24 protein-coding genes are annotated in these 23,359 nt (G+C 56.6%); 8 read left to right on the forward strand and 16 right to left on the reverse strand.

Translation table 11 applies throughout. The annotated features are described in order from the left end of the window. Positions 1-70: 70 nt before the first annotated feature. Entirely contained in the window at positions 71-697 is a 627-nt protein-coding gene (locus GH722_00320) for a hypothetical protein (GenBank protein ID MRG70196.1), read from the reverse strand. A 76-nt stretch (positions 698-773) separates the two neighbouring features. Here GH722_00320 and GH722_00325 point away from each other — a divergent pair, with 76 nt between their 5' ends. Beyond that, positions 774-950: a DUF3553 domain-containing protein gene (locus GH722_00325; GenBank protein ID MRG70197.1), complete on the forward strand. Its 177-nt coding sequence runs from the start codon at positions 774-776 to the stop codon at positions 948-950. Between the two features lie 210 nt (positions 951-1,160). On the opposite strand, the gene GH722_00330 is transcribed toward GH722_00325, so the two are convergent. From GH722_00330 to GH722_00370, 9 genes are all read right to left on the reverse strand, one after another. Next, a complete protein-coding gene (locus GH722_00330; GenBank protein ID MRG70198.1) occupies positions 1,161-2,132 on the reverse strand; it encodes a hypothetical protein in 972 nt (323 codons plus the stop codon). Between the two features lie 43 nt (positions 2,133-2,175). Further along, positions 2,176-3,255, reverse strand: coding sequence for a formate dehydrogenase subunit gamma (locus GH722_00335; GenBank protein ID MRG70199.1), 1,080 nt, complete (start codon positions 3,253-3,255; stop codon positions 2,176-2,178). 31 nt (positions 3,256-3,286) lie between these two features. Next, positions 3,287-3,487: a hypothetical protein gene (locus GH722_00340; GenBank protein MRG70200.1), complete on the reverse strand. Its 201-nt coding sequence runs from the start codon at positions 3,485-3,487 to the stop codon at positions 3,287-3,289. Positions 3,488-3,583: 96 nt separating this feature from the next. Beyond that, positions 3,584-4,180 carry a 4Fe-4S dicluster domain-containing protein gene (locus GH722_00345; GenBank protein MRG70201.1) on the reverse strand — a complete coding sequence of 199 codons (597 nt, stop codon included), beginning with the start codon at positions 4,178-4,180 and terminating at the stop codon, positions 3,584-3,586. Positions 4,181-4,192: 12 nt separating this feature from the next. Continuing rightward, entirely contained in the window at positions 4,193-7,063 is a 2,871-nt protein-coding gene (locus GH722_00350; protein MRG70202.1) for a molybdopterin-dependent oxidoreductase, read from the reverse strand. Positions 7,064-7,096: 33 nt separating this feature from the next. Continuing rightward, positions 7,097-7,303, reverse strand: coding sequence for a twin-arginine translocation signal domain-containing protein (locus tag GH722_00355; GenBank protein ID MRG70203.1), 207 nt, complete (start codon positions 7,301-7,303; stop codon positions 7,097-7,099). An 80-nt stretch (positions 7,304-7,383) separates the two neighbouring features. After that, entirely contained in the window at positions 7,384-7,884 is a 501-nt protein-coding gene (locus GH722_00360) for a molecular chaperone TorD (protein ID MRG70204.1), read from the reverse strand. 280 nt (positions 7,885-8,164) lie between these two features. After that, positions 8,165-8,806, reverse strand: a complete 642-nt coding sequence (locus GH722_00365; protein ID MRG70205.1) for a DUF3306 domain-containing protein — start codon at positions 8,804-8,806, stop codon at positions 8,165-8,167. Further along, a complete protein-coding gene (locus GH722_00370; protein MRG70206.1) occupies positions 8,718-9,233 on the reverse strand; it encodes a DUF3305 domain-containing protein in 516 nt (171 codons plus the stop codon). The genes GH722_00365 and GH722_00370 overlap by 89 nt, the downstream gene beginning before the upstream one ends. Positions 9,234-9,569: 336 nt before the next feature. Between GH722_00370 and rpoH the strand changes: the two genes are divergently transcribed. From rpoH to GH722_00395, 5 genes are all read left to right on the forward strand, one after another. Continuing rightward, complete coding sequence (gene rpoH, locus GH722_00375; protein MRG70207.1) at positions 9,570-10,442, forward strand: RNA polymerase sigma factor RpoH; 873 nt, start codon at positions 9,570-9,572, stop codon at positions 10,440-10,442. Between the two features lie 215 nt (positions 10,443-10,657). Further along, positions 10,658-11,617 carry an ATP-binding cassette domain-containing protein gene (locus GH722_00380; protein MRG70208.1) on the forward strand — a complete coding sequence of 320 codons (960 nt, stop codon included), beginning with the start codon at positions 10,658-10,660 and terminating at the stop codon, positions 11,615-11,617. Next, a complete protein-coding gene (locus GH722_00385) occupies positions 11,610-12,344 on the forward strand; it encodes an ABC transporter permease subunit (GenBank protein MRG70209.1) in 735 nt (244 codons plus the stop codon). Before GH722_00380 ends, GH722_00385 begins: the two co-directional genes overlap by 8 nt. Before the next feature lie 12 nt (positions 12,345-12,356). Continuing rightward, complete coding sequence (locus tag GH722_00390) at positions 12,357-14,267, forward strand: ABC transporter (GenBank protein ID MRG70210.1); 1,911 nt, start codon at positions 12,357-12,359, stop codon at positions 14,265-14,267. Positions 14,268-14,293: 26 nt separating this feature from the next. Continuing rightward, entirely contained in the window at positions 14,294-15,322 is a 1,029-nt protein-coding gene (locus GH722_00395) for a DUF4340 domain-containing protein (GenBank protein MRG70211.1), read from the forward strand. A 6-nt stretch (positions 15,323-15,328) separates the two neighbouring features. On the opposite strand, the gene mobA is transcribed toward GH722_00395, so the two are convergent. Next, positions 15,329-15,955, reverse strand: coding sequence for a molybdenum cofactor guanylyltransferase MobA (mobA, locus tag GH722_00400; protein MRG70212.1), 627 nt, complete (start codon positions 15,953-15,955; stop codon positions 15,329-15,331). Next, complete coding sequence (gene fdhD / locus GH722_00405) at positions 15,948-16,826, reverse strand: formate dehydrogenase accessory sulfurtransferase FdhD (GenBank protein ID MRG70213.1); 879 nt, start codon at positions 16,824-16,826, stop codon at positions 15,948-15,950. Before fdhD ends, mobA begins: the two co-directional genes overlap by 8 nt. A gap of 169 nt (positions 16,827-16,995) precedes the next feature. Here fdhD and GH722_00410 point away from each other — a divergent pair, with 169 nt between their 5' ends. Together GH722_00410 and GH722_00415 are read left to right on the forward strand one after the other, a co-directional pair. Next, positions 16,996-19,077 (forward strand): 4Fe-4S dicluster domain-containing protein, encoded by a 2,082-nt coding sequence (locus GH722_00410; protein MRG70214.1) that lies wholly within the window; start codon positions 16,996-16,998, stop codon positions 19,075-19,077. Further along, the gene (locus tag GH722_00415; GenBank protein MRG70215.1) at positions 19,052-19,345 is read left to right on the forward strand and encodes a hypothetical protein; all 294 of its coding nucleotides are present in this window, start codon (positions 19,052-19,054) and stop codon (positions 19,343-19,345) included. Before GH722_00410 ends, GH722_00415 begins: the two co-directional genes overlap by 26 nt. A 3-nt stretch (positions 19,346-19,348) precedes the next feature. Here GH722_00415 and GH722_00420 read toward each other — a convergent pair whose 3' ends face one another. From GH722_00420 to GH722_00435, 4 genes are read right to left on the reverse strand one after another with little or no spacing between them, the layout of a single operon-like run. Then, positions 19,349-20,701, reverse strand: a complete 1,353-nt coding sequence (locus tag GH722_00420; protein MRG70216.1) for an amidase — start codon at positions 20,699-20,701, stop codon at positions 19,349-19,351. Positions 20,702-20,704: 3 nt separating this feature from the next. Beyond that, positions 20,705-21,565, reverse strand: a complete 861-nt coding sequence (locus tag GH722_00425) for a carboxyvinyl-carboxyphosphonate phosphorylmutase (GenBank protein ID MRG70217.1) — start codon at positions 21,563-21,565, stop codon at positions 20,705-20,707. After that, the gene (locus GH722_00430; GenBank protein ID MRG70218.1) at positions 21,565-22,062 is read right to left on the reverse strand and encodes a 3-isopropylmalate dehydratase; all 498 of its coding nucleotides are present in this window, start codon (positions 22,060-22,062) and stop codon (positions 21,565-21,567) included. Before GH722_00430 ends, GH722_00425 begins: the two co-directional genes overlap by 1 nt. After that, a complete protein-coding gene (locus GH722_00435; protein ID MRG70219.1) occupies positions 22,062-23,324 on the reverse strand; it encodes a homoaconitate hydratase family protein in 1,263 nt (420 codons plus the stop codon). Before GH722_00435 ends, GH722_00430 begins: the two co-directional genes overlap by 1 nt. Positions 23,325-23,359: the final 35 nt, after the last annotated feature.

Raw genomic sequence — 23,359 nt, forward strand, 5'->3', positions numbered from 1 at the left:
CTACTATAACGATGTAGAAAATTTCGTCTCTCCGTATTAACCGCAATAGAAAGCTGACGGGGCAACTGCATCACGGACAAAGAATGGCAATCTCCGTCACACCTTTACCCGCATCATACTGAAGTTCGCATCCACCGTCCCTGCAACAATGATGGAGCAGAAGTCCCGGCAGCAATGCGGGAACGAAGTCATCATCCGTTGCCGTACCATCCAGTACACGGCGCATCGCCGGATCCATTTCCCCGCTTTGTCCTTCAGCAAGAACCCCCAGCGCAGTACCGGTTTCCGTCGATGCAATCTGGGTCGACAGGCTGTGCACCCGAAGAATGGCAGACTGGGCAACCATTGAGGCCAGAAACAGCAGACGCGACGACCGGCGCGTGATCTTGTTTCCCGCCATATCCTGTGGTGGATGCCAGTTAAAGGTCAGACTGTCACCAAGGTAACCGGCCATGATCCGTTCGATAGACTGCAGGTCAACCGAACCGGCTTCTGCCTTGCCAAAAGCCAGACGGAAGAAATTGAGCCGGGCATTCAGCTGGCTGGCGCTCATCCGGACGAGATCCATTGCTTCCGGATCCATGTCAGATGGCTGTTCGAGAAGTTCGAGACCGGCGGCAACGGCACCCGCCGGCCCGACAAGATCATGACACAGGCGGGACGCCACAAGATCGGCTAGTCGAAGGTCGATGGTCATGGCAAGCTCAGTTGTTGAAACAGATGAATGAGGAGGCAGCAGGTCCGGACATGAATAAAGTCAGCAAACGACAATGATTCCTTCGGATATCACACCCGGGGCACTGGTCAAACACCCCGACAGGGATGACTGGGGACTGGGGCAGGTGCAGTCGGCGATTGACGGTCGTATTACCGTAAACTTCGAACATGCCGGAAAGGTCCTTATACTGGCAGATCAGGTAGACCTTATCGTCATCGCCAATGACGACTAGAAAGCAACAACACATCTTGCACGCGGGCGATCCCGCGCTGTACTGTCATCCTGTATCAGGGAGGTTTCACAGATGAGAGCTTTCATTATTGGTGTCGCCGCGATGATTATCATCGCCGCAGGGTCCGGTATTACGCTGGACAGCATCTCCACATCTTCTGGCCAGAAATACTCGACGGACAGTGTCCGGCTGGGTGATATTAAATAGGTATCAGGCCCAGGACTGAATTACAGACCCGTCCGGAAGTACGGAGCCGACAAACCCGTCATGGCCGGCAAGATAGAATTCCCGACTGTCCGGAGAAACAGTGACCGACCAAAGTGGTCTGTTCACGGAAGCGGTTTCCTGTAACCTTCGCCCGCCCTGAATATCCCATCGGCGCAGAACACCATCGCCGCCGGTAGAAACAAACTCCCGCCCGCCTGGCAGGATTGCCACCGACGCGACAAATCCGTCATGAGCCGGAAGCCGCAACCTTTCCTTCCGGCTGGCAACATCCCAGACGATAATCTCTCCATCGGTTGCGCCGGAAATCAGGCTGCCCGTCACATCCGAGACGGCCAGACAATTCACGCTGCGCCCATGGCCTTCCAGAATAGTCGCCTCACGACCATCATCGCGATGCCACAGCCTCACCGTCAGGTCGTAGGAGGCGCTGGCGAGCAATCCATGCTTCCGCAGGAAGGCCACCGCCAGAACCTGCTCCTGATGGCCAGAAATGCGCCGGATAATCTGTCCGGTGGTCGCCTCCCACATGATGATTTCCCGGTCCCATCCACCGGAAACAATTACATCACCGTCAATCGCCAGGGCCGAGACATTCTCGCGATGGCCCTCAAAAGACCGCACGGCAGAATTGCTCTGAAGGTCCCAGAGTTTCAGTTGTGTATCCCATGAAGCGGACAGCAGATGTTTCTGATCAGCAAATGCGAGATAGGAGACGCTGCCCCGGTGCCCAGACAGAACCTGCCGTGGTTTTCGCTCTGCTGTATCCCAGAGAACAATCCGGGTATCCCATCCACCGGTCGCCATCACTGTCCCCTCCGGGGAAACAGCAACGCAGTTGACGATTGACCTGTGCGGCCTTTCATCTGCCCGGACCGGCACTGCATGGCAGGCCAGATATCCCGCCGCAGCACCGATGATGCCGCGGCGGGAAACCGGAGTGATAAACCGCTGCATCAACTGATCCTTCGATGCATTTTCATCGGTTCGTCAGGCGCGTTTATTCAGCGGGTTGCTTTGCCGTATCAATTTCGCCCGCTTCATTCTTCACTTCATCCAGCCATATGCTGTGATGTTCGTGTGCCCAGTTTTCATCAACATATCCACTGCCCATGGCATCAAAGGCACCTTCCATTCCGATTGTACCGATATAGATATGAGCAATGATCACGCAGACCATCACCACCGCGAGGATCGAGTGAATCAGAACGATAAGCTGCATATCGAAGATGCTTGTCGCCAGCGCGAAAGACAGGATACCGCCAAACGGGAACATCAGTTGCAGCCCTGTCCAGGACAGCACCGCACCACCACCAACCGTCGTCCAGAAAATCACCTTCTGACCGGCATTGAACTTCTTCGCCGGCGGATGGCCCTTGCCAATCAGCCCGCCACCTTTTGCCAGCCAGACCAGGTCATGCCTGTTCGGAATGTTATGAACGGCCCACATCACGAACATCAGCACTATGCCAACCATGAAGGCAAAACCGATGAAATTATGGCTGATCTTGCCGTAATAGGTAATGACCCCGAAGATTGACGGACCAACAACCGGCAACAGCACATGCTTGCCAAACAGCAGATTAAGCCCCGTCAGACTTAACAGGATGAAACTGCTGGCCGTCAGCCAGTGAGCTGCGCGTTCCAGAGTGGTGAATCTCTCGATCAGGCGACCTGACCAGCCCCCGTCAATTTTCACCCGGCCGCGTATCAGAAAGAACAGGACCAGCAACAGAACCATGCCACCAAGTCCGTAAGCGCCGTAGGTTTTCAGCGGACCATTACGGATGCTGCGCCATTGTTCCCCTTCTGACTGAACCAGCATTCCCGCCTTCTTGTCGGGAATCGAAACACTGCCCTGAATACCGCCTTGCGTGCCAGCCCCGCCGCTGCGGATCATGCGCCAGAAATCGGCATCACTGGTATTCCCCAGCGACTGGCCAGGAACGGCACCCTGTTGCTGGGCATAAGCTTTTGCCCCACCGGGCGAATGAGGTGTCTGCAGCGATGGCGCAATGGCAATCAGGGCCAAAGCAAGAAAACCCGTAATCCAGCCAAACCGTGTGTGATTGTCTCTCATTTCATTTCTCCCCGGGCTTCCCCGATTGAACCTAGAAAGGCTGTGCCTGTTGCGCCGCACGCTGACGAAGATGATCCAGCTCCGAAGAGCTCAGATCGCTGTCCTTCTTTCCCTGATAGACACCAGGCTTGTATTCAAGCAGCGGGCGTTTCTGATCTTCAAAACAACCACCCAGCAGCATGGTTAGCCCAAGTCCTGCAACCAGCAGCCCAAGGCGATGTCCCGATGTCATATCCGGTCTTCCTTTTCCGTCGTCGCTTTCGTTAAGCAAAAGGGGTGACGCGCGAGCGCCACCCCTTCCACCTTTATGCATTCAGCAGACCCTGTATCAGGACCCGGACTTGAGCTGATAGGCAGTGCCCCAACCCCAGGCTCCGGACCCGAAACCACGAGCGACGACACGCTCACGGTAGACAGAGGCAACCACATCACCGTCACCGGCAAGCAGCGCCTTGGTCGCACACATTTCAGCACAGAGTGGCAGCTTGCCTTCTGCAAGACGGTTTCGCCCGTACTTTGAGAACTCAATCTGCGACATGTCCTCTTCAGGACCACCGGCGCAGAAAGTACATTTGTCCATCTTGCCCCGGCTGCCGAAGTTGCCGGCTTGCGGAAACTGCGGCGCACCGAACGGGCACGCATAGAAGCAATAACCACAACCGATGCACAGGTCCTTCGAATGCAGCACCACGCCCTCATCGGACTGGTAGAAGCAATCAACCGGACAGACGGCCATGCAGGGCGCGTCCGAACAGTGCATGCAGGCAACCGAGATAGAACGTTCACCCGGCTTGCCGTCATTGATGGTGACGACACGACGGCGGTTTACGCCCCACGGCACTTCATGCTCGTTTTTACAGGCTGTGACACAGGCGTTGCACTCGATGCAGCGTTCCGCGTCGCAAAGGAACTTCATTCTAGCCATGACTATCGCTCCCTATGCTTTTTCGATGCGGCAGAGAGTACATTTCGTCTCCTGCATCTGAGTGACGGAGTCATACCCGTAGGTCTGGGCCGTATTGCTGGCCTCCCCGAGTACATAGGGATCAGCACCTTTCGGATATTTGCTACGCTGATCCTCGCCCATCCAGTGACCGCCGAAATGGAACGGCATGAAAGCAACGCCCTTGCCGACACGTTCTGTCAGCATGGCTTTCACCTTCACTTTCGCGCCTTCCGGGCCATGGACCCAGACCATCTCCCCGTCCTTGATGCCGAGATTGTTGGCATCATAGGGATTGATCTCGGCGAACATGTCCTGCTGAAGTTCAGCAAGCCAGGGGTTCGAACGAGATTCCTCACCACCCCCTTCATACTCAACAAGCCGGCCGGATGTCAGAACAACGGGATAATCCTTTGCGAAATCCTTGTCCTGAATTGACTTGTACAGTGTCGGAAGACGGAAGGCTTTCCGGTCCTTGTAGGTCGGATAGTCAGCCACCAGGTCACGCCGTGGCGTGTAAAGCGGCTCACGATGAACCGGTACCGGATCAGGGAAGGTCCAGACAACGGCCCGGGCCTTGGCATTACCAAACGGTGCACAACCATGCTTGATGGCGACCCGCTGAATGCCGCCTGAAAGGTCGACTTTCCAGTTGGTTTTCTCGCCGGCAACAGCATCGATTGCCTTGCGTTCAGCATCCGTCAGATCACCATCCCAGCCCAGTTTCGTGAGCATGGCCATGGTGAATTCAGGATAACCGTCCTTGATTTCCGATCCGACAGGATAGGAGCCTTCAGCCAGAAGGTTCTGGCCTTCACGTTCCACACCGAAACGGGCGCGGAAGCAGAGACCGCCCTCAGCTACAGGTTTTGACGTGTCATAAAGCACCGGAGTTCCCGGATGCTTCATTTCAGCCGTCCCCCAGCAAGGCCACGGCAGACCATAATAGTCACCGTCAGCCGGACCGCCATTCGCCCGAAGTGTCGTACGGTCGAAGGTGGCCTGATTGGCCATATGGAGCTTCATACGTTCCGGCGACTGACCGGTATAACCAATTGTCCACATTCCCTTGTTGAATTCGCGGGTGATGTCTTCAATGTCCGGCTCTTCACCGTTCATCTTGATGTTCTTGAACATTTCGTCGGCAAAGCCGAACTTTTTCGCGAACAGTGCAATAATCGTATGATCGGGCTTTGATTCGAACAGCGGCTCGACAACCTTTTCACGCCACTGCAGCGACCGGTTCGATGCCGTAACCGAACCGTAGGTTTCGAACTGTGTTGCCGCCGGCAACAGATAGGTGCCGTCCTTGCGATCATGCATGACCGCAGACATTGTCGGATAGGGATCGACCACCACGAGAAGATCAAGCTTCTCCATGGCTTTCTTCATATCCGGCAAACGGGTCTGAGAGTTCGGTGCATGACCCCAGAAAACCATGGCCCGGACATTGTCTGCCTGATCCATGTTTTCCTTTGCCTCAAGAACCCCGTCGAACCAGCGGGACACCGGAATGCCCTTCGATTCCATTTGTTTCTTGTCGGCAAAACGACCGAGGAGATAGTCGTAATCAACATCCCATACGCGGGCCCAGTGCTTCCACGACCCCGTTGCCAGACCATAATAGCCCGGCAGTGTATCGCAGAGTACGCCAAGGTCCGTGGCCCCCTGAACATTATCGTGACCGCGGAAGATATTCGCTCCCCCGCCCTGTGTACCGATATTGCCCAGTGCGAGCTGCAAGACACAGTAAGCACGGGTATTGTTATTCCCGATCGTGTGCTGGGTACCGCCCATGCACCAGACCAGGGTACCGGGCCGGTTGTTAGCCAGGGTACGGGCAACACGGCGCAACTGAGACCCCGGAACGCCCGAGACGCGCTCGACCTCTTCCGGTGTCCATTTGGCCACTTCAGCCTTGATCTGGTCCATCCCCCAGACCCGGCTGCGGATATATTCCTTATCTTCCCAGCCGTTCTCGAAAATGTGCCACAGAATACCCCAGATCACCGGAACATCGGTGCCCGGACGGAACCGGATATATTCATCCGAATGCGCCGCAGTCCGCGTAAAGCGCGGGTCTGCAACAATCAGAGGAGCGTTATTCTGTTCTTTCGCCTTCATGATATGCATCAGCGAAACAGGATGTGCTTCTGCCGGGTTTGACCCGATCAGGAACATCGCCCGCGAATTATGCATGTCATTGTAGCTGTTGGTCATCGCCCCATAGCCCCAGGTGTTTGCAACACCCGCAACCGTGGTTGAGTGACAGATACGCGCCTGATGGTCGACGTTGTTTGTCCCCCAGAAGCCAGCAAACTTACGGAACAGATAGGACTGTTCGTTGTTGTGCTTGGCGGAACCCAGCCAGTACACGGAATCCGCTCCGGACTGCTGGCGGATTTCCAGCATCTTGTCGCCGATTTCGTTGATTGCCTGTTCCCAGGAGATCTTCTTCCACTGGCCGCCTTCCTGCTTCATCGGATATTTCAGCCGACGCTCGCCATGAGCATGTTCGCGGACCGAAGCACCTTTGGCGCAGTGAGCGCCCAGGTTGAACGGACTGTCAAAACCCGGCTCCTGACCGACCCAGACACCATTCTTCACTTCCGCAAGCACCGTACAGCCGACAGAACAATGAGTGCAGACAGATTTGATGATTTTCACATCACCTGCGCCGGCCGCAACCTGCGCATCTGCTTTCTTCACTGTTCCCGGCATGACGGAGGCGAGCGCTATGCCACCGGCAGCAAGGCCTGAACCTTTGAGGAAGGTCCGGCGATCAACCGTCTTCCCTGCAATGCCAGCTAACGCTTTCGTCAGGCGGGGGCTCGTCGCAACCCCACCATTTTTTTTGGTTAGCATTTTGCCTCTCCTATCGTTGTCTTTTAAGGAAGATCAGAACTTCGAGAGTTCGTAGACCTTCCGGACATGATCGGTTTCCCGATAGCCCACCGAAGTCGGGCTCTTTACCGTTGTCGCCGACGCTTCGTCCGATCCAGAACCGATCGCGGTTGCGGCGACGCCAGCGGCGCCAGCAGCAAGTCCGGCCGATTTCAGGAACGACCGGCGCGATGCGGTCGACACTTCCCTTTCCTTACTCATTGCACTCTCCCTTTCCCGGTTACGTGCACGTCTCGCAGCGGTGATAGATTGCCCAGGGGACCCGCCGCACAGTCCCGACGCTAGGCCGTCATCTGAAAAGCTTCCTCCTCAATGGCCATGAAGGCACGTCCGACGGTGCCAACCGGCATGTAGAAAACAGCACCGGATGCTGCTTCGAGGTCAGCAAAGAACTGTCCCGCCCAGTTTCCTACATGCGCATTGAAAAAAGCCCGTTGCTCGGCCAGAGAAACGGGCTGACCGAAAGCACCGGTGATCAGCCCTGCCATCATCTCGCAGACCGATGCAATATTATCCTCAGGCTCATGCAACTCATCAGCCCGCGATATCCCGTGATGCTCCATCGCGTCGCGGAGTTTCGCCAGCGGCTTCTCGTTCAGAAACCCGGTGAGATAGTATGAGCCGAACGGCACCAGCTCGCCCTTGCCGATACCGATGAACAAATTATTGAATTCTGTTTCAACCGCTTCCGGTCCGGTTGCCCGCGCCACGTTTGCCAGAGCGCGCAGACCGATTCCGATGTCGGTTTCATCACCTTCGATTTTGGAGAGTCGGCCAAGCATTTCCGCGTCCGCCGGCTTGGCAAGCAAGGCGGCAAGCAGACCATAGAAGCGAGCCCTCAGCTCATCTTCTTCGGATATGTCTGTCAAGTGACTGATAGCCGCTGCCACATAACATCTCCTGAACGATTTCCCCGACTGCTGTCCTCGATGGAACCGCAATCCTGCCAGTTAACCTGACTTAATATAATGATTGAATGCCATCTCTCTTCAGCGGTCAATGGATATAAACGCAAACCTGCCCGGCATTCCGTGCATTCCCGCCATTTATTCCAAAAAAATCTCAGGCTTTTCCGCGATCCGGAACTTCCTCGACACTAGTATCGGGAGAGTTTTCAGCGATATCGTTCGCAGATTGAGCGGAATCGCCCTCCTCCGTCACGTCATCGGCATTCTCTTCCGTTCCGGCAGCCTCACCGTCAGCATCGGGAACACCCTCCTTTTCCGGATCATCTTCTTCATATCCGGACCCGGCCCGATAGGACGTCTTGATCTGTTCGACGATGCCCTCTGCCAGGTTGAAATCTTCGTCATAGTCATCAAGACCATCCCGAAAAGCGAAGGCGGGATCGGACTGCCAGAGTTTGCGCAGCGCCAGTTTACGAAGCTGATCCGGCACGCCTTCCTTCATGAACCCGGTATAATCGGAATCCTTGCCAAGACTCTCGATATCCGGAAGCGGGTCAGCTGCTGTTTCTTCGACGGGCTCGACAGCCTTCTCCGCAACCGGGTCCGGAGTCATCTCAACCGTCATTTCAGAATCGGTCGTCTCCTCTTTCGTCGGCCGCTTTGTTTCCACAGCCTTCCGCTGTGACCAGCGACTGAGGAAGCTTTTCTCATCCGTCATGGCGTTCCCGCTTTCTCCGGCTAAATCCCAGCTTGTCCGGGTCCACCTTGTCGCGCTTACGTTTGTATTGAGGCTCATCGACGTGAAAAGCCTGAATGAAGTCCCTTACCATCCCCAGCACTTCCGGCGGCATGGGCACCGCATCGACGATATCGTCGCCATTATTTGCATAGGCCAGCGCCTCATACGGGCAGGCTGTAACATGGTGTGGCTCGACATCATGGTCTTCCGCTTCCTCGCCCCGGCGCATCAGCACGTACAGCGACGGCTTATCCATCGAAAGATTATACAGATAACCTTCCGTTTCGCGCCGGAACAGTTCAAGATCCAGCGTCGCCGCATGAAACTGCACCCAGTCCGGTCCGGACTGAATAGATTGCCATTCCTCAATGTCGGGCGCACCGGAGAACACCGACACCGCCCGCCAGGAGTAATCTACCCAGGGGTTATCGATTCGCCGACGTTCAATCACGATGCCGATCTTCAGCCGTTCGATCCTGTCCAATTCAGCCCCTCCCTTTTTATCTACTGAACGCCCCCCTCACCGGAAAAGCAATGAGTCGAAAAACTCTCCATAACCCCACAGCATCAATTGATGGTGACTATTGAACCGGAAAGCAAAAAACTGTATATTATGGATGTCGGTGGCAGATGCCTGTACAGGGTCTGCCAATACCGGACAGACAGATTGCTTGGCTCAAGGATCTGGCAACTCAGTAGTGAGTTTACGGGATGTCGCTGAATGTTCAGGGCAATCCGAAAGACGCCATCTTCCTGCCACAGTATCCGTCTCTGGTAACGCCGACGCTGAGTCATGGTGTCCGTTAAAGGAGGATACAGGATGTCGTCTATCAATTTGCCACTTGTCCCAGACAATGGCCTGAACAGCTATCTTCAGAAAATCCGCGCGTTCCCGATGCTCTCCAAGGAAGAGGAGACCGCTCTGGCTGAACGTCTGCGTGATGAAGGTGACGTCGAGGCTGCGCACAAGCTGGTTACCAGCCATCTGCGGCTGGTCGCCAAGATTGCATTCAAGTTCAAGAATTACGGATTGCCCGTCTCAGACCTGATTGCTGAAGGCAATATCGGGCTGATGACCGCCGTGAAAAAATTCGACCCGGATCTCGGCTATCGTCTCTCAACCTACGCCATGTGGTGGATTCGTGCTGCCATCGGCGAGTTCGTGCTGAATTCCTGGTCCATCGTCAAAACCGGCTCCAATGCGGCGCGCAAACGGCTGTTCTTCAAGCTGAAAGGCGTGAAGGCACGTCTTGGCATGCTGGACGACCGTGAGCTGTCCCCCCTTGAAACCCGGCAGATCGCAAGCGAATTGCAGGTGCCCGAGCATGAGGTGACAGACCTCAGTCGCCGGATGATTGGCAGCGATTCCTCCCTGAACGCGCCGCTCAGCCAGGACAGCGAAATGCAGCATATTGAAATGCTGGAAGACGACACACCGAACCCGGAGGAAGCCTATGCCGCCTCCGAGGAGCTGGGCTATCGCAGCCAGATGCTGAAATCTGCAATGGACATCCTGAACGAACGTGAACAGGACATTCTGGTCAGTCGCCGGCTGGTCGAAGACCCTCTGACGCTGGAAGAACTCGGCGACCGGTATGGTGTCAGTCGCGAACGTATCCGCCAGATCGAAGTCCGGGCCTTCGAAAAGCTGCAGCACAAGATGAAGGAGAGTCTGGCACTTGCTGCTGCCTGACAAACAAGGACTGGGGTAAACTTCCAAATCGGCTGAATACTGGTAATGACGTCTCCCTCCAGACGGGCCATCCGGTCCATGATCGACGGCGCTCTCATGACCATCAAAACAGGCACCGCCTTTGAAAGGCGTGCAGAGCGCTGTCTGATCCGTATATTTTCGGCCCGGCCCCGTCCGAAATCGGTTACAGGATCAAGAGGCAAAATATGTCAGAAATGATTTCGATCCGCGGTCTGACCAAAAGGTTCGGCGCCTTCACTGCGGTGGATGGCATTGACCTTTCGGTTCAGTCCGGGGAAGTCCTTGGCTTTCTCGGCCCGAATGGCGCCGGAAAATCGACAACCATGAAAATGGTGACCGGTTTTCTGGAACCGACAGCCGGCAGCATTTCGGTCTGCGGTCATGATGTTTCCCGCGAACCGGTCGCGGCAAAAAAGCGTATTGGCTATCTGCCGGAAGGTGCGCCGCTTTATGGTGACATGACACCCGCCGGCTTTCTGGATTTTGTTGGCGGCATCCGCGGCTTTGACGGGGCGGAACGGAAGCGCCGGATCGAACGCGTTGCCGAGAAAATCCAGCTGCAGGAAGTCATGTACCAGCCTATCGACACCCTGTCGAAAGGCTTCAAACGCCGTGTCGGGCTGGCTCAGGCAATCCTTCATGATCCGGAAGTCCTGATTCTGGACGAGCCGACGGACGGTCTCGACCCAAACCAGAAACAGCAGGTGCGCGAACTGATTGCCGAAATGTCGCCGGACCGGGCGATTGTCATTTCCACCCATATCCTGGAAGAAGTTGAAGCCATCTGCAGTCGCGCCGTCATCATCGCACGTGGCAAACTGCTGGCCGACGGAACGGCTGAATCCCTGCAGGCCCGCCTGCCCTATCACAACGCGGTTGTCATGACCCTGGATACGGCGAACGCCGCCGGACTGACAGAGGCGCTGAAGCTTCTTTCCGGTGTCGCCAGTGTTGACCAGATATCGGCAACCGACAGCGTTACCCGGCTTCGGGTCAATGCCCTGGAGGCAAAGCCAATCATCAGTGAAGTCGCAGATCTGGTGAAGGCAAAGAATATCCCGGTATCCGAGCTGTCTGTCGAAAAAGGGCGGCTCGACGATATTTTCCGGCGAATCACCAAAGCTCAGACCACGGGAGAAACCGGCAATGCGTAACATCGCCCTGATCGCCCGACGGGAACTTGCGGGTTATTTCACCACCCCGGTTGCCTATGTCTTCATCGTTATCTTTCTGGCAGTCTCCGGGTCGTTCACCTTCTATATCGGCGGTTTTTTTGACCGTGGTCAGGCCGACCTTCAGCCCTTCTTCAATTTTCACGCCTGGTTGTACCTGCTGCTGATCCCCGCAATCTCCATGCGGCTCTGGGCAGAAGAACGCAAAAGCGGCACCATCGAGTTGCTGATGACACTGCCTGTTACGCCGCAGGAAGCCGTCATCGGGAAATTCCTGTCCGCGTGGATTTTTGCCGGTGTTGCACTGGCTCTGACCTTCCCGCTCTGGATCACCGTGAACTTCCTTGGCGAGCCTGATAATGGCGTCATCCTTGCCAGCTATATCGGCAGTTTCATCATGGCCGGTGCCTATCTGGCCATCGGAGCCAGCATCTCCGCCCTGACCAAAAATCAGGTCATCGCCTTTATTCTGGGGGCCAGTGTCTGTTTTCTGTTCACCATGAGCGGTGTCGAACTGGTGCTTGAATTCTTCCGCGGCTGGGCACCCGATCTGTTGATCGAAACCGTCGCCTCGATGAGCTTCCTGACCAATTTCCAGCAGATATCCAAGGGGGTCATCGACATTCGTCATATCATCTTCTTCGGATCACTGATTTTCGTCTGGTTGTGGATCAATCTTCTGATCCTTGATCTCAAGAAAGCGTCGTGAGGGGGATCTGACATGAAACTGTTTCAGAACATCGACCGTGGACGGCTCAGCCTGATTGCCATACCGCTGCTGATCGTCCTGTTTTTCGCGATCAATATCTTCTCCAACACGACCTTCAATGCCACCCGGCTTGATCTGACGGAGAACAAACTGTTCACCGTCTCTGATGGCACACGTCAGGTGCTGGAAAATATCGAGGAACCGATCACGGCCCGCCTGTATTTCTCCAAATCACTCGGTGAACGCAGCCCCGGATATGCGACCTATTTCAACCGGGTCCGCGAATTACTCGAACAGTATTCCGATATCTCCGGTGGCAAGCTGCAGTTACAGCTTTTCAACCCCGAGCCCTTTACCGACGAGGAAGACCGCGCCGTTGCCTTCGGCCTTCGCGGTGTCCCGATCAACAGCGCCAATGATCTTGGTTATTTCGGACTGGCCGCGACCAACAGTACCGATGATCAGGAGATCGTCTCGTTCTTTGTCCGCGACCGGGAAAGCTTCATCGAATATGACCTGACGAAGCTGGTCTACAGTCTGTCGACCCCGAAAAAGCCAACCATCGGCATCATGACGGAACTGCCGGTGATGGGGAATCCGAACCCTCAGTTCGCACGTCCCGAATGGGGTTTTGTTGCGCGGATAAAGGATTTCTTCTCGGTCGTTCCGGTGGCCACGGATATCGCCACGATCCCGGAGGATATCGACATCCTCCTGCTCGCCCATCCCCGCAATCTCTCAGACAACATTCAGTACGCGATTGACCAGTTTGTCATGAAGGGCGGCCGCGCACTGGTATTTGTTGATGCCAATGCAGAGACCGCACCACTGGCGGCATCACCGATGGGCATGGGCAAGGCGCCACAGCCTGACCAGTCTGATCTGGTCCGGCTGATGAAGTCCTGGGGTGTTGAACTGATCGATCAGAAGCTTGCAGCAGATCGTTCTGCCGCCCGCCGCGTAACCCTTGGCGGGGCTGCCATGCAGCGTCCGGTGGTTACCGACTATGTGGCCTGGATATCCGCCAAGCCGGCGAACTTTGACACCAATGACGTCGTCACCGGCCAGCTTGAAGAGATCAATTTTGCCACCCCCGGTGCCTTGCGGGTACTGGAAGGGGCAACAACCACGGTCCAGCCGCTCATTGAAACCGGCACGGATTCCATGCTGATCGATGCGGGTTACGCCCGGCCGACCCCTCAGGTTCTTGAAATGCTGAATGACTTCAAGTCTGGCGGCGAGAAGCTGCTGCTGGCGGCCCGGATCACCGGATCGGCGGAAAGCGCCTTCCCGAACGGTGCGCCTGCCGACAAGGGTACAGCCGCACCGTCACATGTTGCCAGGACCGATTCCCTGCGGGTCATCGTCGTCTCCGATGTTGATATGCTCTACGATCAGTACTGGGCCGACAGTCAGAATTTCATGGGCCAGAATGTCAGCGTCCCCTTCGCCGATAATGCGAACTTCGTCGTGAACGCGCTGGATTCACTCAGCGGCAGCGAATCCCTCATCGGCCTTCGTGCCCGCGGCGAATCTTCCCGCCCCTTCCTGGTGGTCGAGAATCTCGAACGTCAGGCAGAAATTCAGTTCCGCGCCAAGGAACAGGAACTGCTCGCAAAGCTGAAAACTGCCGAGCGCGAACTGGAAGATCTGCTGAAAAGCGGCGGCGCAGACCCGGCACAGGTTGAGGCTGTTCTGTCAGATGATCAGAGACAGAAAATCGAACAGACCCGGGTTGAGATGATTCAGCTTCGCCGTGAATTACGGGATGTGCAGGGCGCACTCCGCCAGGATATCGAGCAACTCGACAGTACGCTGAAGTTCCTTGATATCTGGCTGATGCCGTTGCTGGTCATCATTGCCCTGCTGCTGGTGACATTCTTTCGCTATCGCCGTCGTTCGCACGCGATGACCACGTCCTGAAGACCGAGAAAGCTGGAGCGTCGACCATGAAACAATCCACCTTCGTCATCCTGCTGGTCGCTACCGGGCTTTCGGTGGCAGCAGCCATAACCGCTGCCGGGCTGCGCTCCGGGTCAAATCTGGAAGCCGGTGCTGGCGAGCCCTTTGTCGATAATCTCGGCGAGAATATGAGCGCCGTCGCCTCGATCACCCTGCAAAGCAACAGCGACCGGACAGAACTGATCCGCAACGGTGATCAGTGGGTTCTGGGTGGCGATCTGGAGGGCTATCCCGCGAGCAATATCGAGGTCCGCGACCTTCTGGTCGGGTTGGCCGACAGCCGGAGGCTGGAACCGAAGACCGCACTCAAAGACCGGTTTGCGAAATTGCAGGTCAATGATGTCACCGAAACCGGGGCAGAAGGTAAACGGGTCACCATCAAGAACAAAGATGGCGAGGTACTGGCGGATCTGATCGTCGGCAAAGCGTGGTTTGGCCAGGTCGGGCTCGACAAGACCGGCCGCTATGTCCGCGCTCTTGATGATGATCGGGCCTGGCTGACAGTTGGTGACCTGGCAGTCGGCGCACGGGTGCGCGATGTGGTCGATACAAAGATCATCCCGGCCATCACAACTGCTGATGTCAGACGTGTAACCGTCTCCCATCCGGACGGTCATGAACTGGTCGTGGAGCGGGAAAAACCCGAAGACAATTTCATCCTCGTCGACAAACCGGCAGACCGGGAACTGCGCAGCCCGGCAATTACCGGCAGCTTCGCCAATGCTCTGCAAAGCATGACGCTGGAGACAGTTCTGCCAGCCACCGCAGTAACCCTCGACCCGACGAAAACAGTCATGCTGGTGGCCGAGACCTTCGACGGCGGCACCGTCATTCTGAAATTGCAGAATGATGGCGATCAATCTGTTCTGGCTGTTGAAGGACTACACACCGCCGGACGCAGTGCAGATGAGAAGACCGGGATTGATCGTCGCCGCTGGCTCTATCAGGTTCCTAAATGGCGCTATGATGATCTGACCAAGCAGATGAAAGACATGCTGGCAGAACCTACTTCCTGACCCCAGCTAGCCCCGCCCGGAAAGCAGTTCTTCGGCCAGCGCCAGATCTTCCGGGCGGTTCACGTTGAAGAAGGGATCGACCGGCACAGCCGGCCAGTCTGCATAGGCAACGGAATATTCTGCCGTCCAGCGGTCAATCTTGCGAATGTCCCGCACCGTCAGGGCCTCCCGGAGAGGTTCTGCCAGGGCGACCGGCCAGAGACCGACAACGGGATGCGTACGCTCACCGGAACGCGCACAACCAATGTCCGCTCCCGCATCAGACACCGCCGTCACAAGGCGGGCGACAAGATCTTCCGGAATGAAGGGGGCGTCGGTGGGGCAACTGATGATATGGGTTATTCCCGGCTGATTCGCCTGCATCCATTCCAGCCCGGTCAGGATCCCGGCCAGCGGTCCGGCAAAGCCTTCCACCACATCACGGGCAACCGGCAAACCGGTATCTACAAAGCGATCTGTATCTCCGTTGGCATTCAGCAACACCATCCCGGTCTGGGTCACAATCCGGTCAACGATATGTGCAAGAATGGTTTTCCCGCCCAGCAGGCGAAGAGACTTGTCGCCGCCACCCATACGCCGTGCCTGACCACCTGCCAGCAAAACAGCCGCGACATTTACCGGATTGTCAGTCATCCCGCCGGGCACCCTTGCGGTTTCGGTCGGCACCCTCGGCCTCTCCGGCCTCGCTGCCGTCGGCGTCATAGACAATCCGCTCCAGCCCGGCCAGCGCAATGAACCGCTGTCCCCTGGCCCGGCCGACCAGTGTCAGATTTGCCTGTCGTGCCAGATCGACCCCCCAGGCCGTAAAACCGGAGCGCGAGACCAGCATCGGGATCTGCATCTGTACGCATTTGATGACCATCTCGCTGGTCAGGCGCCCGGTGGTATAGAACAGCTTGTTCTCCGGACCGATGCCCTTCAGCAGCATATATCCTGCGATCTTGTCGACCGCATTATGTCGCCCGACATCTTCCATATAGACCAGAGGACGGTCGCCTTCACAGAGCACACAGCCATGAATGGCTCCGGCATTCAGATACAGGCTGGGGGCGGTATTGATCTTCTTCACCAGCCGATAAAGTTCCGACGTGCGAAGAACCGCATCCTTCTGAAGATCAATGTCATCAAACCGTTCCATCAGGTCACCGAAAACAGTTCCCTGTGCGCAGCCTGATGTCTGGATTTTCTTTTTCAGTTTCTCTTCGTAATCGGTCGCTCGTTCGGTACGAACGATGATCGTCTCGATATCATCATCATAATCAATCCCGGTGATCACATCGTCCGCACGCAGCATGTTCTGGTTCAGCAGATAGCCGACTGCCAGATATTCCGGATAGTCACAGATCGTCATCATGGTGACGATTTCCTGACCGTTCAGAAACAGGGTCAGTGGACGCTCGACAGTTACCGATGTCTCGATCGCCCGGCCATCCTGATCAACGCCACTGACACGGTTTGTCAGTCGCGGGTCATCGGGATCGGGCTGTATCAGAAATTCACTCATGGCAGGATAGTGATCACCCCGCAGGCTTTCGGCAAGGGTCACGAAAGCGGATAAGTTCCACCATGCGGCAGACAGACCCGGTAATCGGTACGATCTGCCGAAACCACTCGATAGGATCGAAGCCCGGGGATATAGTCGGAACAACAAAAAAGCAGGGAACGGCATATCCATGAAAGTTGATGGACGCGAGCTTCTGGTTTGCGATTGCGAGGGGACGATGCCGCTGGACGGCAACGCCCTCGGGAAAGTCTGTGGCAAGGCGGGAATGGAGGGCAATCTGGATGTGGCAAGTCACCTTTGTCGTACACAGGTCGACCGCTTTCTGAAAGCCATTGAAACCGGCGCTTCCCTTACCGTTGCCTGCACGCAGGAAGCACCTCTTTTTGCTGAACTGGCCAATGAACGCCGGGAAAATGCGGATATCAGGTTTGTGAATATCCGGGAACGCGCAGGCTGGTCGGAAGAAGCTGACAAAAGCATGCCGAAGATTGCCGCCCTGATTTCCGAAAGCGGGTTCGAGCCGGCATCAGCCACCAATGTCACCCTGAAGTCCGGTGGCACAACGCTGATTTATGGCAGCGACAGCACAGCGATTGAGGTCGCCCGGAAGCTCAGCAACCGGCTGGACGTGACGGTCCTGCTGAAACCGGGCAGCGACGCCATCGCCCCCTCTGTCGTTGATATCCCCATCTTTCAGGGTGAGATCGCACGGGCTGCCGGACATCTCGGAAAATTCGAGGTTTATGTCAATAACTACGCCCCGGCGATCCCCTCTTCCCGCGGGTCGCTGACCTTCGGGGCCGGTACGAACGGGGTATCGTCAACCTGTGACCTGATTCTTGATCTGACCGGGGGCTCCTCGCTGTTTCCGGCACCGGAAAAACGCGACGGTTACCTGCGTGCTGATCCCGGTAGCGAAGCCGCAGCCGCCATTGCCATTTTTGAAATTGCTGACCTGATCGGCGAATTCGAGAAGCCGCGATATGTCCGCTACAATGCTGATATCTGCGCTCATTCCCGTTCAACCCAACTCGGCTGCAACCGGTGCATTGATGTCTGTCCGACATCCGCGATCACCCCCGCTGGCGATCATGTCTCAATCGATCCCTATATCTGCGCCGGCTGCGGTTCCTGCTCCAGCGTCTGCCCGACCGGAGCCGCCGCCTATAACTATCCCAATGCAAGCGACCTGTTGCAGCGTCTGCGCACACTGACCCGCGCCTTTCATGATGCAGGCGGCAAGAATCCGGTCATTCTGGTGCATGACGCCAGAAGCGGACAGGACCTGATCGATCTGTCAGCGCGTTTTGGCAAAGGTCTGCCTGCGCATGTCCTGCCCTTCGCAGTCAATGAGGCGACCCAGGTCGGACTGGATTTCCTGACCACGGCGGCCGCCTATGGTGCCAGTGATATCCGTATTCTCGTTGGCCCCCAGCATGCCGGGGAAATAGAAGGTCTGGCCTCGCAGATCGGACTGGCGGAAACCGTGATGTCGGGTCTCGGCTATGGTTCCGGTCGCTTTGGCCTGATCAATACAAATGATCCGGATCAGCTGAGCGAACAGCTTTATGCAATCACCGGTCAATCCGGTGTCGAGCCTTCCTCTTTCATGCCCGTTGGCGGCAAGCGGTCACTGACCATGCTGGCCCTGACCCATCTGCATGGCAAAGCTCCGGCACCGGTCGAACAGCTTCCGCTCCCGAAAGGTGCCCCATTCGGCAATGTGAAAGTCGACACCGATGGCTGCACGGTTTGCCTGTCCTGCGTCGGCGCCTGCCCGACTGGTGCATTGTCCGATGATCCAGACTTCCCTCAGCTCAGCTTCAATGAAAGCGCCTGTGTCCAGTGTGGCCTCTGCAAATCCACCTGCCCCGAGCAGGTGATCACGCTGGAACCCAGAATCAACTTCGACGAGTCAGCTAGGTCGTCGCTGCTGATCAAACGGGACGAACCTGCTCACTGCATTCGCTGCGGCAAGCCTTTCGGCACAAGGGCTACCATCGACAAGGTTGCGGCCAAGCTGGAAAACCATTCCATGTTCACCGGCAGCGCCGTTGACCGCATCCGCATGTGCGAGGATTGCCGTGTTGTCGTGCAGTTTGAACATACAGACAATCCCTTTGCCGCGGGCACGCCGCGCACGACCCGCACCACCGACGACTATCTGCGGGAACGCGAGGAACTGAGGGTGCAAGCCAAAGCTGACGCCAAAGCCCGTGGTCTGGATGTCGATGGAGACAGCCATGAGTGACACAGCAACAGACCTCATTAAACAGGTCCGGTCCGGTGACACACAGAAAGTCAGCGACGCTCTGGCATCCGGCTGCAAGGCCGGTGAAACCGACAAATGGGGTAACAGTGCCCTGATGTATGCATCCGCAAACGGGTATACGGACATCTGCCAGTTGCTGCTTGATGCAGGCGCGGACCCGCATCACAAAAATCAATGGGGTATGGATGCCCGCGCCTGGTCACGCTGGACGGAAGAACAGTCCGAAGTGATTGCCCTTCTGGGCTGACGATCAGCCCAGAAGCTTTTGTGTGATCCAGCGGCAAATCCCGGTCAGACGTGCGTCATCACCCCGGAAACCGATAACCTGTAAACCAAGCGGCATGCCGTCGGAAACCATCACCGGCAGGCTCCAGGCCGGGGTTCCCAGCAATGTCCAGGGCGCGATCATGCTGCGGCTTCCCGTGTAACCCAGCCCTTTCGGCGCAGGGCCTGAGGCCGACAGAGAAATCAGCACGTCAACTTCCGGGCGCAGCCGTTCCATCTCCGCAACCATGACATCCCGGCGTTCCAGCCGGTCACGATAACCCTGATTGGTAATGGCCTTTGCGTTATCGACATATTTTGAAATCGTTGGTCCCAGCTTGCCGCCCGCTTCCTGATAAGCCGCCATCGGCCATTCCAGCTCGATCGCCATCAGGTCGACTGACAACGGGTCAGCTTCGTGAATCGCTTCTTCGAACCGGGCAATATGGCCATCTGCGTTTGCACTGATGATCGTCACGCCGGCATCTGCCAGCCTTTCCTCAACCTGCATGAAGGCATTGGCAGATTCTTCATCCACTTCAGACCAGCCGCTGGAATAGATCACCCCGATTCTGGCAGGCTGAATAGCCTCTGGCGGTGCCAGTGGCCCATCAAGCGGCGGGCGACCTGCTTCACCACCGGCAAATTCAGCAATATGCCGGGCAATCAGCCAGCCATCTTCGACCGACGCAGCAATGACGCCGAGATGGTCAAGACTGGCGGAAACAGGGTGCACCCCGGCCAGTGTCAGGCTGCCATGGGTTGGCTTGAATCCGTAAGCGCCACAATAGGATGCCGGGCGGATCGTTGAAGCCCGGGTCTGGGTTGCAAGCCCGGCGGGCATCAGTCCGCCACCGACCGAAGCCGCCGTTCCGGAGGATGAACCGCCGGGTGTGCGATCCGGATCATGCGGATTAAGCGTCGGACCGCTTTCCCCGCAGGCAAATTCCGTGGTGACCGTTTTGCCGGGCAGTACGGCGCCAGCCAGCCGCAGACCACGCACACAGGCCGCGTCGCGCAGCGACTGCCAGCCGGTATAAATCGGGCTGTTCATCTGTGTCGGGAAATCACGGGTTTCGATGATATCCTTCACACCGACCGGAAAGCCGTCAATCGCCGACAAAACAGAACCGTCGCGATACCGCTTGCTGGCAGCATCTGCCGCCTGACGCGCTTTTTCCCAGTCCGCAACGACGAAGGCTTTCAGGCTGTCTTCCCGTGATTCGACTTCTTCGATGCAGCCTTCAAGAAAGTCCCGGGGGGTTGATGTGCCTTTCTCAAAATCCGGCAGCGCCGCATGGAAGGACCGAAGAGTGGAGGCAGCCGGATCGTATGTCATTATTTACCCGTCGTAACGTTTCCCAAGCTCAAGCATATCCGGCGTGCCAACCAGGGCCGCCAGTTCCTCGAACTCAAACATATTAGCGCGATAAGGATCAGTCGTCCCGTGTTTGTGCAGGCTTTCATAATAAGCCGACAACATTTTCGCGACTGCCCGGACAGTGCCACCGGGGAAAATCGCGAGGGAGTATCCGAAAGACTGCAATTCCTCCCGGGAGCGGATAGGCGTTGCTCCGCCTTCAACCATATTCGCCATCATCGGCGCCAGACCACCAAGCTGTTTACAGGCCGACCGCATTTCTTCTTCTGAGCGCAACGCTTCGACAAACAGCATGTCCGCGCCAGCTTCGGCATAGGCAACAGCCCGCTCGATTGCTTGTTCAAACCCTTCCACGGCCACCGCATCGGTGCGGGCAATAATCAGGGTTTCCTCGCTGCGGCGGCTATCCAGCGCAGCCTTGATCTTGCCGGACATTTCACCCGTCGGAACCAGTGTCTTGCCCTTCAGATGGCCACAGCGTTTGGGCATGGTCTGGTCTTCAAGCTGAATAGCGGAGGCACCACAGCGTTCAAACAGCCGCACGGTCCGCATTGTGTTCAGGGCATTCCCGAAGCCGGTATCCGCATCAATGATGACCGGAATATCGACCCGTTCACGAATGCAGCCCATGGTTTCCGCGACTTCCGACATGCTGACCAGACCAATGTCCGGGCGTCCGAAGCGTGTGTAGGCGATAGCAGCACCGGAAAGATAGGCTGCGGAAAATCCGGCATTTTCAGCCAGCAATGCGGTCATTGCATCATAAATGCCCGGCGCAATCACAAGCTCCGGCGCGGCAAACTGCTGTTTCAGGCTGGTCATTATTTCTGTCCCGCTGCGATTTTCTTTTTCAGATGTGGCATCAGGCCGCCATCAGCAATCATTTCCATCAGATGCTCCGGTATCGGATCACACTGATAGGTCTGCCCCCTGGTTTCATTGATGATGCTGCCTGCAACCGGATCGATGGACAGTTTGTCACCATCCTCAATCTGATCGGTTTCAGCACAGACCAGTGCCGGCAGACCAATATTCAGAGCGTTGCGGTAAAAAATACGGGCAAAGGATTTGGCGATGATTGCAGAGATCCCCAGCATCTTGAGATTCTGTGGGGCCTGTTCCCGTGATGATCCGATCCCCAGGTCATCACCGGCAACGAAAACATCGCCCTGGCGGACATCCTTGACGAATTCCGGCCGGACCGTCTCCAGACAATGAACGACCGCCTCTTCTGCCGGAAGTTTGAAATACAGGCCGGGGGCCAGAACATCGGTATTCAGGCTGTTGCCGAATTTCCAGACGCGGGCTGACTCAATCATCAGACATACTCCCGCGGGTCAGCAATCCGCCCGGTTATCGCAGACGCGGCGACTGTATAGGGTGACGCCAGATAAACCTCGCTGTCGCCCGAGCCCATCCGGCCCTGAAAATTCCGGTTCGTGCTGGAAATACATGTCTCGCCTGCCGCCAGAATACCCGCGCCAAGACCGGCGCAGGCACCACAGCCGCTTGGCAACATGATACCGCCAGCTTCCGTAATGATCTGCAACGTACCGTCTGCCGCCGCATCACGCATGGCAGCGGTTGAGGATGGTGCAACAAGCAACCGGGTACCCTTTGCGACTTTGTGCCCCTTGAGAACCTTTGCCACCATATGCAGATCGCTAAGTTTCGCACCTGTGCAGGCTCCGATATAGCACTGATCGACGGTCGTTCCGGTGTGGTTCTCAACCGCGCTTGAATTTTCCGGCGAATGCGGTGCTGCAACCTGTGGCGGCAGCGACTGGATGTCGAGCTGATGCTGAGCCAGATAGCCTGCGTCATCATCGCCTTTCCAGTCCATCACGTCGGCGGGCACTTCGGCACCCATTTCCCGCAGCCAGCCGGCCGTGATCTCATCACCCTCGATGATACCCGTTTCAGCCCCCAGTTCTGCGGCCATGTTGGTCAGCACCATGCGCTCGCGCATCGACATCGACCGGACAGTCGGCCCACCATATTCAACCACGCGAAAATGATTATCCATGCCCAGCGTGGCACAGAGATGCAGCATGATATCCTTGGCAGAGACAGCCGGCCCGAAATCACCAGTAATATTGACCCGGATCGTCTCCGGAACCTTGACCCAGATTTCACCGGTGACCATCACCCCGGTCATTTCCGTAGCCCCGTACCCCGCCATGTAGCAGCCAAACGCGCCGCCATTTGTACTGTGCGAATCTCCCCCACAGACAAACATGCCTGGTTTCAGATGTCCGCCCTCCGCCAGTTTGATATGGCAGATACCTTCCATGTCATAGAAATGGGAAATCTTGTTTTCTGCCACCCAGTCACGGGTCAGCTTCAGGATACGGGCGCTTTCAGCATCTACAGCCGGGACAAAGTGATCGCTGACCACCACAACCTTTGTAGGATCCCAGACCGAGGCGCCAAGTTCTTTCAGACGTGGCCCATATCTGCGAGGGCCACTGGAATCGTGGCACATTGCAAGATCAACTGAACAGGTGACAATCTCACCCGGGCGGACCTGTTCCCTGCCGCTCGCCCTTGCGACAATTTTTTCCGCCAATGTCATTGGCATTTCCAATATCCCCCAGACAAAAGTCTTAATAGTTA

Source organism: Alphaproteobacteria bacterium HT1-32 (assembly GCA_009649675.1).
Classification (GTDB): Bacteria; Pseudomonadota; Alphaproteobacteria; order Rhodospirillales; family HT1-32; genus HT1-32.